This window comes from Izhakiella capsodis (assembly GCF_900115045.1).
GTDB lineage: Bacteria > Pseudomonadota > Gammaproteobacteria > Enterobacterales > Enterobacteriaceae > Izhakiella > Izhakiella capsodis.
Genome location: NZ_FOVC01000008.1, coordinates 18,486 through 31,370, shown reverse-complemented (window position 1 = coordinate 31,370; position 12,885 = coordinate 18,486). Strand labels below are relative to the sequence as shown.

General features: G+C 47.9%; 12 protein-coding genes and 1 pseudogene. 6 read left to right on the top strand and 7 right to left on the bottom strand.

The features are described from left to right. Positions 1–54: 54 nt before the first annotated feature. A complete protein-coding gene (adhE, locus tag BM191_RS11735) occupies positions 55–2,742 on the bottom strand; it encodes a bifunctional acetaldehyde-CoA/alcohol dehydrogenase (protein WP_092878391.1) in 2,688 nt (895 codons plus the stop codon). A gap of 436 nt (positions 2,743–3,178) precedes the next feature. Between adhE and BM191_RS11730 the strand changes: the two genes are divergently transcribed. The 3 genes and pseudogenes from BM191_RS11730 to BM191_RS11720 form a co-directional block, all read left to right on the top strand. Next, complete coding sequence (locus BM191_RS11730) at positions 3,179–3,352, top strand: GhoT/OrtT family toxin (RefSeq protein WP_092878389.1); 174 nt, start codon at positions 3,179–3,181, stop codon at positions 3,350–3,352. A 531-nt stretch (positions 3,353–3,883) separates the two neighbouring features. Further along, complete coding sequence (locus tag BM191_RS17560) at positions 3,884–4,189, top strand: ABC transporter substrate-binding protein (RefSeq protein ID WP_092878387.1); 306 nt, start codon at positions 3,884–3,886, stop codon at positions 4,187–4,189. A gap of 25 nt (positions 4,190–4,214) precedes the next feature. Beyond that, a pseudogene (locus BM191_RS11720) lies at positions 4,215–5,008 on the top strand (oligopeptide/dipeptide ABC transporter ATP-binding protein); the annotation flags it as partial. 135 nt (positions 5,009–5,143) lie between these two features. Here the strand turns inward: BM191_RS11720 and BM191_RS11715 are convergent. Both BM191_RS11715 and cls read right to left on the bottom strand, forming a co-directional pair. Further along, a complete protein-coding gene (locus BM191_RS11715; protein ID WP_092878385.1) occupies positions 5,144–5,467 on the bottom strand; it encodes an HI1450 family dsDNA-mimic protein in 324 nt (107 codons plus the stop codon). Between the two features lie 44 nt (positions 5,468–5,511). Beyond that, positions 5,512–6,972 carry a cardiolipin synthase gene (gene cls, locus BM191_RS11710; protein ID WP_092878383.1) on the bottom strand — a complete coding sequence of 487 codons (1,461 nt, stop codon included), beginning with the start codon at positions 6,970–6,972 and terminating at the stop codon, positions 5,512–5,514. Positions 6,973–7,415: 443 nt separating this feature from the next. On the opposite strand from cls, the gene BM191_RS11705 reads away from it, so the two are divergent. Together BM191_RS11705 and BM191_RS16815 are read left to right on the top strand one after the other, a co-directional pair. Then, positions 7,416–8,234 carry a CPBP family intramembrane glutamic endopeptidase gene (locus tag BM191_RS11705; RefSeq protein ID WP_092878381.1) on the top strand — a complete coding sequence of 273 codons (819 nt, stop codon included), beginning with the start codon at positions 7,416–7,418 and terminating at the stop codon, positions 8,232–8,234. 137 nt (positions 8,235–8,371) lie between these two features. Next, positions 8,372–8,542 (top strand): hypothetical protein, encoded by a 171-nt coding sequence (locus BM191_RS16815; protein WP_177203332.1) that lies wholly within the window; start codon positions 8,372–8,374, stop codon positions 8,540–8,542. A gap of 109 nt (positions 8,543–8,651) precedes the next feature. Here the strand turns inward: BM191_RS16815 and BM191_RS17440 are convergent, their stop codons facing one another. Beyond that, entirely contained in the window at positions 8,652–9,371 is a 720-nt protein-coding gene (locus tag BM191_RS17440; protein ID WP_092878604.1) for an NlpC/P60 family protein, read from the bottom strand. A gap of 752 nt (positions 9,372–10,123) precedes the next feature. Between BM191_RS17440 and BM191_RS11695 the strand changes: the two genes are divergently transcribed. Further along, a complete protein-coding gene (locus BM191_RS11695) occupies positions 10,124–10,456 on the top strand; it encodes a Grx4 family monothiol glutaredoxin (RefSeq protein WP_092878379.1) in 333 nt (110 codons plus the stop codon). Positions 10,457–10,517: 61 nt separating this feature from the next. Here the strand turns inward: BM191_RS11695 and rnt are convergent, their stop codons facing one another. The 3 genes from rnt to nemA form a co-directional block, all read right to left on the bottom strand. Further along, positions 10,518–11,171: a ribonuclease T gene (rnt, locus tag BM191_RS11690; protein WP_092878602.1), complete on the bottom strand. Its 654-nt coding sequence runs from the start codon at positions 11,169–11,171 to the stop codon at positions 10,518–10,520. A gap of 113 nt (positions 11,172–11,284) precedes the next feature. Next, positions 11,285–11,692 carry a lactoylglutathione lyase gene (gene gloA, locus BM191_RS11685; RefSeq protein ID WP_092878600.1) on the bottom strand — a complete coding sequence of 136 codons (408 nt, stop codon included), beginning with the start codon at positions 11,690–11,692 and terminating at the stop codon, positions 11,285–11,287. An 82-nt stretch (positions 11,693–11,774) separates the two neighbouring features. After that, on the bottom strand, positions 11,775–12,878 hold the full coding sequence (gene nemA / locus BM191_RS11680) for an alkene reductase (RefSeq protein ID WP_092878377.1): 1,104 nt from the start codon (positions 12,876–12,878) through the stop codon (positions 11,775–11,777). Between the last annotated feature and the right edge of the window lie 7 nt (positions 12,879–12,885).

Sequence of the window (12,885 nt, the reverse complement as noted above, 5' to 3'; positions counted from 1 at the left end):
TTAATGCAACCCGACAATTAATCGCATCGTCAGGTTGTAGACGTACCAGCCTGATCAGCCTTTTTTCATTTTTTTCTCACCCTTTTTGACCGTTAACGCTTGGGTGCTGGCGGTTTTAGTGATGTCGTCAAAGGGTTCAACAAATTCACGGCCATAGAAAGTATCCAGCATGATTTGCTTCAGCTCGGCAATCAGTGGATAGCGAGGATTAGCGCCGGTGCACTGGTCATCAAAGGCATCATCAGCGAGTTGATCTACTTTTGCCAGAAAATCAGCTTCCTGCACGCCAGCCTCGCGAATGGACTTAGGAATACCCAGCGACGCCTTCATTTCTTCCAGCCATGCCAGTAGCTTTTCAATTTTCTGTGCGGTACGGTCGCCTGTGGAGCTAAGACCAAGGTGATCGGCGATTTCGGCATAGCGACGGCGAGCTTGTGGACGATCATACTGACTGAACGCCGTTTGCTTCGTCGGATTATCGTTGGCGTTGTAGCGAATGACGTTACAGATAAGCAGGGCATTGGCAAGCCCGTGTGGGATATGGAACTCAGATCCGAGCTTGTGCGCCATTGAGTGACAGACACCGAGGAACGCATTGGCAAAAGCGATACCGGCGATAGTGGCTGCGTTGTGAACACGCTCGCGGGCAACCGGATTGGCGGCACCTTCATGGTAACTGGCAGGCAGATTCTCTTTTAAGAGCTTAAGTGCCTGCAATGCCTGGCCATCCGAATATTCATTCGCCAGCACTGAAACATAAGCTTCCAGCGCATGAGTTACGGCGTCCAGACCACCAAATGCGCACAACGATTTAGGCATATTCATCACCAGATTAGCGTCGACAATCGCCATATCGGGAGTGAGAGCATAATCTGCTAGTGGATATTTCTGACCGGTAGCATCATCGGTTACTACTGCGAACGGAGTCACTTCTGAGCCGGTGCCTGAGGTGGTGGTGATCGCTATCATTTTCGCTTTCACGCCCATTTTCGGGAACTTATAGATGCGTTTACGAATATCCATAAAGCGCAACGCCAGCTCTTCAAAGTGGGTTTGCGGATGCTCGTACATCACCCACATGATCTTGGCCGCATCCATTGGTGAACCACCACCAAGTGCGATTATCGTATCCGGTTTGAAGGCGTTCATCTGTTCGGCACCTTTACGCACGATGCTCAGTGTCGGGTCCGCTTCCACCTCAAAAAAGATCTCAGTTTCAATGTTATATGATTTGAGTACACGGGTTATTTGATCGGCGTAACCGTTATTAAACAGGTAACGATCGGTAACGATAAACGCGCGTTTTGCGCCTTCACTGGCGACCTCTTCCAGGGCAATAGGTAATGAACCGCGACGGAAGTAGATAGACTTGGGTAGTTTATGCCACAACATATTTTCAGCTCGCTTAGCCACGATTTTTTTATTGATCAAATGTTTAGGGCCAACGTTTTCTGAGATGGAGTTTCCTCCCCAGGAGCCGCAACCCAGCGTCAGTGAAGGAGCGAGTTTGAAGTTATACAGATCGCCGATTCCGCCTTGTGACGCCGGAGTATTGATCAAAATGCGCGCGGTTTTCATCTTATCGCCGAATACACCGATCCGTTCATGCTGATTATCCTGGTCGGTATAAAGGCAGGAGGTATGGCCAATACCGCCCATCGCAACCAGTTTTTCCGCTTTATCTATAGCATCGTTAAAATCTTTTGCCCGATACATCGCAAGCGTTGGCGATAGCTTCTCGTGCGCAAATGGCTCGGATTCATCAACCAGTTCAACTTCACCGATTAAAATTTTTGTATTAGCAGAAACATCAAGTCCGGCCATTTCAGCGATTTTTGCCGCAGGCTGACCAACAATATCGGCATTAAGTGCGCCGTTTTTCAGAATGATATTCTGAACCGCTTTCAGCTCATTACCCTGCAGTAGGTAACCGCCGTGGGTGGCAAAACGCTCGCGAACCGCTTCATAAACGGAATCAACAACGATAACTGACTGCTCAGAAGCGCAAATGACGCCGTTGTCAAAGGTTTTAGACATTAAGATGGAAGCCACTGCCCGTTTGATATCAGCAGTTTCATCAATTACCACCGGCGTGTTGCCCGCCCCGACACCAATTGCTGGCTTTCCTGAACTGTAGGCGGCCTTCACCATGCCTGGACCGCCGGTGGCAAGGATAAGGTTGATATCCGGATGATGCATTAACTGGTTTGATAGCTCGACAGAAGGTACGTCAATCCAACCAATGATGTCTTTGGGCGCTCCGGCTTCTACTGCGGCTTTCAGAACAATGTCTGCCGCTTTATTGGTGGAGTTTTTTGCGCGTGGGTGGGGGGAGAATATGATGCCGTTACGGGTTTTAAGACTGATTAACGCTTTAAAGATAGCAGTGGACGTTGGATTGGTTGTAGGAACAATTCCGCAAATCAGGCCGATAGGTTCGGCAATGGTAATTGTACCGTAGGTGTCGTCAGTGGCAAGTACGCCACAGGTCTTCTCATCTTTATAAGCGTTATAAATATATTCAGAAGCAAAGTGATTTTTAATTACCTTGTCTTCAACGATGCCCATACCTGACTCTGCCACTGCCATCTTAGCCAGTAGAATTCTGGCATCCGATGCGGCCAGCGCAGCCGCGCGAAAAATTTTGTCGACCTGTTCCTGTGAAAAATTTGCGTACTCACGCTGGGCGTTTTTAACTCGTTCAACCAGTGCGTTTAGTTCGGCAACATTCGTAACAGCCATAATACTCTCCTGATGAAATTAAACTCTTTTAGTAAACAAGCCTGAGCGACATTATAGCTATCCGGTACAACAGCGAGTCTGCAATGCGGATAGGTCAATTTGCTTCTCATACTTATTTACTAAAAAAGTCTGCTAAAAGCGCAATTCCAGTCAATTTTTAGCGTATTCCTTCAGTGCTTGTAGCGTAACTCTGCGATGGGATAAAAAGCGTGATTCAAGTCAACTTTCCTTAAAGCTGACACCATTCAGCTTTGATTTTTATCTTTATTGAGCATGACTTTTATCAATCATTAAACTTGGTGAGCACTATATTAACATTGTGTATACTTTTAATTTATTGATTAGGAATAATGTGGAATAACCGGTGTCGGCCTGCGAAATTGCTGACTTAGGAAGTATAATTGGCGCTGTGATTGTAGCGAAAAGGAGAGCCATCATGGGTTTGTATCAGAATATGTTGATTTTTTATGTGGCTATGGGATTCATAGCGGCTATCGCTACTTTTTTTATCGCAAGGGATCGCCTCGGCATCAGATTATTATCTGCGCTGCTTGTTGGGGCTACGTGGCCGATAAGTTTTCCAGTCGCCTTACTTTTTGCACTGTTCTGACAATATGATTTTAGCCATAATAATTCTTTCATCGAACATCTGCATGCTAAAGCACAAATTTCGTACCGAGAGTGTCAGCCTCATAGACTAATTTCAACATCCGGTGTTAATTTGTACCGCACTGGTGCAAGCAGGCATCATGTCGCACCTTAATTATGCATTTATTCACTTTCTCTGCGTAATAATTACTTTTAATTGTTAATAAAAGACAGATTCTTCCAAAAGAATACGGTTATTTTGGTATTTTAGCCTGTGGCTGAATTTTCAGTTTAGCGCTAGATTCAAAAAATTGAGAGGTTGCAGGATAGTGTTTTATTTATCGTTATAACATTATGATTCTCATTCATAAACTCTATCAGATAAAATCTGTAAATTCCTCAAAGTATTTAACCTTATGAAACTTATAACATTATTTTTTTCATACGAAGAGAATCATATCATCTGTATAAAGATCGATGATAAAAGAGAATCAGTTTACATTCACGTCAGATAGTTTTGGCGCAGTAAAAACCATCGAGTAATTTCATTGCGATGGAAAATTCGAGCGTATATCAAAGTGCGTACGGATTTTGCTTATCACCTTTAACACCTATGAAAGATACTTGCGGCGGAAATGAAATTGCTGACATTAAAACCGAGGATGAGATTTGTCCTGGTTGTCAGGACTTATCACATTCTACGTTTTTCGGCGCAGTGAGTAGCGATGAGCAGGTCCACCCGATACCTGGCGTGGCTGAAAGCTCGGAAAACAGCGGTGGTAAAATCTGGATATTTAATCTGCGCCCGAATGCTAAATGGTCCAACGGCCAGCCAGTCAACGCTGCTAGTTTTGTTTAATGGTAGATGATATTAGCCTGCGTTTTTTCAGGCCGAAACGCTGGGCGTGGTCGGTGAGCCAGGCTGTAGAAAGTCAACCAGTCAGGTGAAAGCGACGAGAGCGCGCGTTACCTGGCTTGGTCGTGATTTGCTGGGGCAGAGTGAAGAAGAGTGGCGCAGGGCGCGTAGTGATATCCAGAGGATTTTTCAGGATCCGTTGGCTTCACTTAACCCACGTATGACTATCGGTGGAATTATTGTCGAGCTGCTACGAACTACCACCCTAAGATGCCAAAGCAGGAAGTGAAAGAGCGGGTCAAAAATAGGATGACGAAGGTAGGGTTGCTGACCAATCTCATCAACCGATGATCCTGGAACCCGGGCTGATTATTTGTGACGAACCACTGTCGGCCCTGGACGTCTCTATTCAGGCACAGGTGGTTAACTTGCTGCAGAAGTTACAGCGTGATATGAGGCTGTTGCTGATATTCAATGCTTATAATCTGGCGGTGGTTAAACATTTTCCGATCGGGTACTGGCGATGTATCTGGGACGTGCGGTGGAACCAGTAGCCTATGATCAGGTGTATAACAATCCGCAGCATCCCTGTACAAAAGCGCTGTTGTCGGTGGTACAGGTACCTATCCCGGATCCCGACCTGGAAAAGAAGAAGAAAATTCAGCTGCTGCAGGGGGATTTATCGTCGCCAATTAATCCCCCATCGGGCTGCGTTTTCCGCACTCGCTACCCGATAGCAGGCTCGGAGTGTGGGAGATCAGCGCCCAGCTTATAGGCAGCTTCTGTCACGCGGTCTCCTGTCTCAAGATTGATCCACTTTGAGTTATCACAACCCTAACATTGGTTACTGACCGGTACTGAGGATATGCGCTTAGCTCAACGGGTCGGGGTGTACAGATCTGAACTGGGGCCCACTGGTGCCGTCTTATTACGACGCAGCGCCGGGTCTCAGTGAACTCATTCTTTCCAGATGATATGGCACAGTTTGTGGTCTTTTTCGCGACAAAGCAGCACGCGGGCAAAAACATCATTAATTGGCTCACCGTCTTCTTCTCCGAGGCCAATGATAACTTCGGAGAAAAAGTCAGGGTTAATGTCGAAATCGACCTGCTCCTGCCAGTCGTCCGCAGGGTCATAAAGTTCGGCACCTCCGCGCTCTTCAAACTGCAAATTGAATAAAATGATGTCTGCCGGGTCAAGATTGTCTCCTGCCAGCTCCAGAAAAATATCGTAGGCCTGTTCCAGGGTTTCATCTTCTGTCAGGCGGTTATTGAGGTCCATAATAAATCCTGTGTACATTGCTGCGCTGTGTGATTCCGCCTCTTTTACAGTAACGGACTGAAGAAGTAAAACAGTCGCTCCACCACGCGCCGCCACCATGAGCGATTTTCCCAGCGTATGCGGTCGACCAGGGTTGAACGGGCAATATAATCATCCTGAACCCGTGAAAGGTCGCTTCCGAAACCATCATCGTCAATTACCAGCGTAATCTCAAAATTAAGCCACAAACTGCGCATATCCAGATTGACTGTACCGACCAGACTCAGTTGCCCGTCCACCAGAACGCTCTTGGTATGAAGCAGGCCGCCTTCAAACTGATAAATCTTTACCCCGGCTTCCAGCAGTTCGGAGAAAAAGGCCCGACTGGCCCAGCGCACCAGCAGATTATCGTTATAACGAGGAATAATGATGCTGACATCGACGCCCCTTAACGAAGCCGTGCAAATGGCGTGTAACAGATCGTCGCTTGGCACCAGGTAAGGCGTTGTCATCACTAACTGCTCATGAGCGGAATAGATGGCGGTCAGTAGCGCCTGATGGATCATATCTTCCGGAAAACCCGGGCCTGACGCGATAACCTGAATAGTGTGGCCGCTTTCCTGTTCAAAAGGCATGATGTTGACATCGGGGGGGGGCGGCAAAATGCGTTTGCCAGTTTCTATCTCCCAGTCGCATGAGTATACAATCCCCATAGTAGTTGCGACCGGCCCTTCCATACGCGCCATCAAATCTACCCACTGGCCTACGCCCGCGTCCTGTTTAAAGTACCGTGGGTCGACCATGTTCATACTACCGGTATAGGCGACATAATTATCGATCAACACCACTTTTCGATGCTGCCGGAGATCCATTCGACGTAAAAAAACGCGCAGCAGGCTGACTTTTAACGATTCGACGATATCAATGCCGGCATTGCGCATCATTCCCGGCCAGGTGCTGCGGAAAAAGTCCACGCTGCCCGCTGAATCAAGCATCAGCCGACAGTGTACTCCGCGTCGCGCTGCGGCCATTAGTGATTCAGCGACCTCATCGGCCAGCCCGCCAGGTTGCCAGATATAGAACACCATTTCAATATTATGACGTGCTAGCTGAATATCACGTACCAGAGCTTTGAGCGTATCTTCAGTGCTGGTTAGCAGCTGCAACTGATTACCTTTCACACCGGCAATGCCCTGGCGCTTTTCACACAGTTGAAATAGTGCCCTGGCGACATCGCTATTCTTATGGGCAAAAATATGCTGCGATTGCTTCAGATCGCTAAGCCACCTGGCGGTAGCAGGCCACATCGCGCGCGCGCGCTCAGCTCTGCGTTTTCCCAGATGCAGTTCACCAAATGAAAGATAGGCAATAATCCCGACCAGCGGCAGAATATAGATAATGAGCAGCCAGGCCATAGCAGAAGTTACCGCCCGCCGCTTCATCAATATCCTGAGTGTGATACCGGCGATCAACAACCAGTAGCCAAAAATCAACAACCAGCTCAATAAAGTATAAAAAGTACCCATGTAAGTGGACATCCCGTTCACGCTTGCGTTTAAGAAGTGTACGTTGAGATGACGATGGGCGAAACCCTTAATACGATGAAACTAATCCCTTGATCGACATAGCGGAAATACTCCGGGCATTGTACAAGAAGAGATCGTCATGAGACGAAGCAGAAATGAAGACGTGCGCTGACGTACATGGCGTCAAGTACGGTGGGGGAAGGCGCGGGGCATGAAGTACAGTCAAGGCGTAATCGCTACATACAACATTTTCATTATCTGGTTAATCAGCGACAGAGGCGTTCTATTTTAGTTGCCTGTCAGCATTAAAGCCGCAATGCGCCCCGGCTGGTTACGGGGTAGTTTGAACCGCAATTGGCGAAGTGGGGACGTTTGGCTGTTGTTTACCTTGACTGGACTACCGTCAGTTTACCTTTTACATACAACTTACCGGGATAGTAAAAATGTGGGATTTCCTGGCCCTGGCTCTGTTGTTACTGCGTTTTAGTAAGAAGTGCGGATATATTGTCCTTGCCGTTGCCATTATGATGGGATGCTCTGTCGGCGTTCTGGACTGGACAGCGCTGGTGTGGATTGTGGCAACAGGCGTCATATTGCTTATCCGTACTTACGTGAAACCATATCGTTCCTGGCGACATTTAACTGAGGCGGTGCTGGTCGCGGATGCAGTTGCTCTGATGTTGCATCTGGTTCATGGTTTTAAAAATTTACGTGTACTTGATGGCGTGTATGTCAGTCCCGACAGTCTGCCATTCACCATGTATTATAATTTCGACAAGGCGCTGGTTCCCTTCATTTTGCTAGGTTGTGTCAGTACACTTTTTTATACTAAACATCACAAGCATGTCAGCTGGCAGTGGGGATTGCTGGTGGCGGCGGTTCCGGGGCTGCTTATGCTGGCAACTCTTGCTGGTGGGCTGCGCGTTGAGTTCCACGCGCCCGTGTGGTTGCTTGACTTTACCCTTGCCAATATCTTTTTTGTCTCGTTGGCAGAGGAGGCGCTATTCAGGGGATATCTCCAACAACGACTGGCACGTGCAGTTAATCCGGCCGCCGCATTGGTCATCTCGGCATTGTCATTTGGCGTGATGCATTATCATGGCGGGTTAATGATGGTCCTCTTTGCCAGCCTGGCTGGGCTGATTTACGGCATAGCCTGGATGTGGAGCGGCAGATTATGGGTTGCCGTGCTGTTTCATTTTGGCTTAAACCTGACTCAACTGCTGTTTTTCACCTATCCTGCTTTACGCCACCTGCCCTGAGTAATAGCCTCAGCCAGCCAGAGAAAAGCTGGCTGCGGGCACGCCATCATATGATCCCTCTATGATTAATAAATAGCCACGATATGGCTGACCTGCTATGTTAGGGGGGTTGTTTCATTCTTAGCAGGACATATATTATGGAAACCGGATTTTATTGGGTTGGTTCTCAACATGCCGCGCCGCAAATATGGTATTACCTGCTGGGATACGGGATTTATCGGCCAATGGAACCAATCCCACTGTCGCTGGAGAGATTCAATGCCGCAGGCTTTACTTTTCTTAGTGGCAAGCTGATTCTACCGTCCTGACTTTTTCATAATCTCACCGGTTAAAGCGAATACGCCCAAGTGATATTAATTTCTCGGGCGTTATGTTAATGAGATATTTTTAACACGGGAGGGGAGCTTCTGCCCGTATTTAGCGAACGGTCATGGGCGTCATTATGCGACGGGCACCGATGTAGTGACGCTGCCAGTAGTTATCGGCCAGCTTACTGATGTGGATATCTTCACCGGTACGTGGCGATTGAATAAACTTACCATTCCCAAGGTAGACGCCAACGTGATCAGCACCTAAATGACCTTTGATGTGGAAAAATACCAGGTCGCCTTTTTGCAGCCGATTACGGCTGACAGGTTTCGCATCCCGGAAATGGAACATTTCGTTTGCCGTTCTCGGCAGGCTATATTTAACCTGGTTTTTATAGGCGAACCAAACCAGGCCGCTGCAATCAAAGCCGGTTTTCGGCGACGTTCCTCCCCACAGATAGGGTTTTCCCAGCTGATGCATCAGTTTTGCCATAACTTTAGCGCGCACCTTACGGAATTCAGCGAGCTGTTTTTTGCTCAGACGTATAGGTTTGTTACTCCCGGTTGCAACCTGATGTGATTCTCTACGACGCTCACGTCCGTAATGTTTGCGCTCGTGATAACTAATCTGATGCTCGTTGCGCCATTTTTTCTGGGCGAGACGTTGCCTGTCTTCACGTAATTTTTCTTCTCGTAATCGCGCTTCATGCAATCTGTCTTTACGTAATTCGTCTTCATGCGCCCTTTCTTCGCGAAGTTTCTCATCACGTAACTTCGCTTCTGTAAGATGCAGACGTTCATCACGCTGTCTTATTTCTGTCAGGCGCATTTTGGTGCTTTTTTCTCTGGAGTTTTCGAATATCTTTGTGCGCCCATGCTGATGTGCTAATCGCTCCGTATGATGCTTTTTATCCGGACTGGATATGGCATGGAGTGACCTTTCCGCTTCAGTTTCGGGCTTAGCGTCTCTTTTGTTCAACCAGATGCTTCGGACGCCGGTAAGCCGGCTTACTTTGTGAGGCGTTTCTTTGACCTTTTTTGTGTTATACGTTTTCGTCGTACGTCTTTTGCGCCGATCATCTCCTCTCGGTGGGTTATTTTCCACCTTATGATGAACAATGTTAACTCCTGGTCTGGGAGCCGCATGCGCTATGTTTATGAACAGCTGGGCAAATCCCAGTAAAAAAAGCGTGATTAGTAAACGCATCGTTTGCAACAACAAGTTATGCTTCTAATTAAATAACGTCAGAAGCTAAATGGATTAAATTTTTTCTGCTATAAGGCAGAAGTGTCGGACAATTCTAATTCAGAATTTTCACAAAAGGTAAGTGGTTTTTTGTATCAATGTTGTGCCGCGATGTAATGAGTTTTTTGTAAAAATAATCATTAAGTTAATTCACCGGAGACTAACATAAAATTGATGAAAGCATGTTGTCCGACCGTCAATGACCTCGCGTCATGCTATTCTGACGCTTTGCAGGATGCCAGCCGGGATAACCCTACTGAAATTGTCGTTTTCATCCGCCCTGAACACTCGCTACAATAAAATGACATGAAATTACGCTTTAGAGGAAGGCAAATATGAGTACTGTTGAAAAAATTCAGCGCCAAATCGCAGAAAATCCAATTCTGCTGTATATGAAAGGTTCACCGAAACTACCAAGCTGTGGTTTTTCGGCTCAGACGGTGCAGGCGCTTTCCGCTTGTGGAGAGCGATTTGCCTACGTCGATATTCTACAGAACCCTGATATTCGTGCGGAACTGCCAAAATATGCCAACTGGCCTACTTTTCCACAGCTTTGGGTTGATGGAGAACTAGTCGGTGGCTGCGACATTGTGGTGGAAATGTTCCAGCGCGGTGAGCTACAGACGCTAATTAAAGAAGCGGCTGAAAAAAACAAGGATGCGGAATAATCATCTATCCTTGTTGTTTCAGGCGGCCTTAGAGCCGCCTTAGAGATGGCGAAATAGTAGATTAATCCGCGTTTTTCTCTTCTTTTTCCAGCGGCCAGCCCCCAAGTCGTTTCCAGCGATTGACCAGCTCGCAAAACAGCTGTGCCGTCTGCTCGGTATCATACAGTGCGGAATGAGCTTGTTTCGGATCAAAGGCAAAACCCGCCGTGGTACAGGCTCGTGCCAGTACCGTCTGGCCAAGTACCAGCCCGCTCAGTGCCGCAGTATCGAAAGTAACAAAGGGATGAAAAGGGTTGCGTTTCAGACTAACGCGTTCGGCAGCCGTCATCATAAACGTATGGTCAAAGCTGGCGTTGTGGGCGACGACGATAGCGCGATTACAGCCGCTGTCCTTGATGCCTTTGCGCACCATTTTGAAGATGGCGTGCAGCGCGTCATATTCGCTAACTGCAGCGCGTAACGGATTATGTGGATCGATGCCGTTGAAAGCAAGGGCCTCAGGTTGCAGTACGGACCCTTCAAAAGGCGTAACGTGAAAGTGTAGTTTCTCGTCCTGTTCCAACCAGCCCTCTTGATCCATTTTCAGCGTAATGGCTGCTATTTCCAGCAGTGCGTTAGCTTTGGCATCGAAACCGGCGGTTTCAACATCAATAACAACGGGATAAAAACCGCGAAAACGGCCGGCGAGGGTATTCAGATCGTTGGTTTCAGACATCAGGCGCTCTTGCATGGAAAATGGCAGCGCGCATTATGGCAAATTTTAACCTGAGATGCAGCTGTGTCGGAAGGTTTGGCGGGTAAGGGCGGCACAGTGGCCGCCGACAGGGATCAGTTACCCAGCCCTTCTGTGGCCTGTTTATTTTCAATCAACTCTATTTTGTAGCCATCTGGATCTTCAACGAAAGCAATAATCGTCGTTCCACCTTTTACTGGACCGGGGTCACGGGTAACGTTGCCGCCCGCTTTGCGGATGCGATCGCAGGTTGACGTAACGTCATCAACACCCAACGCGATATGGCCGTAAGCTGTTCCCAGCTCATAGCAGCTTACTCCCCAGTTATAGGTCAGCTCAATAACTGCACCTTTACTCTCATCGCTATATCCAATAAAAGCCAGGCTGTACTTATATTCACTATTTTCACTCTGGCGCAGTACGCGCATACCCAGCACGCGGGTATAAAAATCAATCGAACGCTGCAAATCGCCAACGCGTAACATAGTATGAAGTAAACGCATAACAGCCTCTAAGACATGTTGAAAAAAATCAGTATAGCGGCGTTGTCGCCGCATTTTCATCGGTTTAATCGATTGCAGGTAATCAGTCTGCCAGGCGTGGGTAATCGGTATATCCTTCGGCACCGCCGCCGTAAAAAGTCTCAGAATGAGGGGTATTTAGCGGCGCGTTTAGTTGCATACGTTCCACTAAGTCAGGATTCGCAATATAATTGCGACCGAAGGCAACCGCATCAATTAAACCCTGTTCAATCAACGCTTCTGCTTTCTCTGCCGTGTAACCGCCTGCCGCGACGATTACGCCAGGATAATTAGCCCGTATCGCTTTACGAAATTCAGTACTGTAGGGTTTGCCTCCAGCCCAATCCGGTTCGGAAATATGCAAATAGGCCAGCTTACGCTTCGCCAGCTCTTTCAGATAATAGAGTGCTGCGGTTTCCTGGTCCTCACCGTTATCCAGGCCGTTGAACGGTCCCAATGGCGAAATACGGATGCCAATACGACTGGCATCCCAGGCTGCAATCGCTGCATCAACGACTTCAAGCGCAAAGCGAGTCCGGTTTTCAATACTACCGCCGTATTCATCCTTACGCTGATTAGATGACGGTGACAGGAACTGATGTATCAGATAGCCGTGCGCGGAGTGTAATTCCACCATGTCAAAATCAGCCTCGCGCGCATTAGTTACCGCCTGGTAAAAATCATTGACGATGTTTTTAACCTCAATGGTTTCAAGTGCGCGTGGTGTCGAGGTTTCTTCACGAATTGCATGGCCTTGCGCATCACGTAGTGTGGTGCGAGTTTCAGCGTTAATGGCAGAAGCGGAAACCGGGCGCTGTTCTCCGGGCTGAACGCTTACGTGAGAAATACGTCCCGTGTGCCACAGCTGTACTGCAATACGTCCGCCAGACTGATGAATTCCGGCATTGATTAATTTCCAGGCAGCGATCTGTTTATCAGAATGAAGTCCTGGTGCGCCAGCGTAACCTTTCGCCTGCGCTGAAATTTGCGTCGCTTCGCTAATAATGAGACCGGCGCTGACCCGCTGGCGATAGTATTCCCCCATCAGCGGCGTAGGAATGTCACCGGGTTCTAAACTGCGTAAACGGGTCAGGGGTGCCATAAGAATTCGATTGGGTAGGGTGATTGCGCCTAGCTGCAAAGGTGAGAACAGTTTTTTTAGCGACATAAATACT

Excerpts from the sequence above, each read along its gene's own strand:
- adhE (WP_092878391.1), bottom strand. The coding sequence starts at position 2,742 with ATGGCTGTTACGAATGTTGCCGAACTAAACGCACTGGTTGAACGAGTT.
- BM191_RS11730 (WP_092878389.1), top strand. The coding sequence starts at position 3,179 with ATGGGTTTGTATCAGAATATGTTGATTTTTTATGTGGCTATGGGATTC.
- BM191_RS17560 (WP_092878387.1), top strand. The coding sequence starts at position 3,884 with ATGGAAAATTCGAGCGTATATCAAAGTGCGTACGGATTTTGCTTATCA.
- BM191_RS11715 (WP_092878385.1), bottom strand. The coding sequence starts at position 5,467 with ATGGACCTCAATAACCGCCTGACAGAAGATGAAACCCTGGAACAGGCC.
- cls (WP_092878383.1), bottom strand. The coding sequence starts at position 6,972 with ATGGGTACTTTTTATACTTTATTGAGCTGGTTGTTGATTTTTGGCTAC.
- BM191_RS11705 (WP_092878381.1), top strand. The coding sequence starts at position 7,416 with ATGTGGGATTTCCTGGCCCTGGCTCTGTTGTTACTGCGTTTTAGTAAG.
- BM191_RS16815 (WP_177203332.1), top strand. The coding sequence starts at position 8,372 with ATGGAAACCGGATTTTATTGGGTTGGTTCTCAACATGCCGCGCCGCAA.
- BM191_RS17440 (WP_092878604.1), bottom strand. The coding sequence starts at position 9,371 with ATGCGCCTGACAGAAATAAGACAGCGTGATGAACGTCTGCATCTTACA.
- BM191_RS11695 (WP_092878379.1), top strand. The coding sequence starts at position 10,124 with ATGAGTACTGTTGAAAAAATTCAGCGCCAAATCGCAGAAAATCCAATT.
- rnt (WP_092878602.1), bottom strand. The coding sequence starts at position 11,171 with ATGTCTGAAACCAACGATCTGAATACCCTCGCCGGCCGTTTTCGCGGT.
- gloA (WP_092878600.1), bottom strand. The coding sequence starts at position 11,692 with ATGCGTTTACTTCATACTATGTTACGCGTTGGCGATTTGCAGCGTTCG.
- nemA (WP_092878377.1), bottom strand. The coding sequence starts at position 12,878 with ATGTCGCTAAAAAAACTGTTCTCACCTTTGCAGCTAGGCGCAATCACC.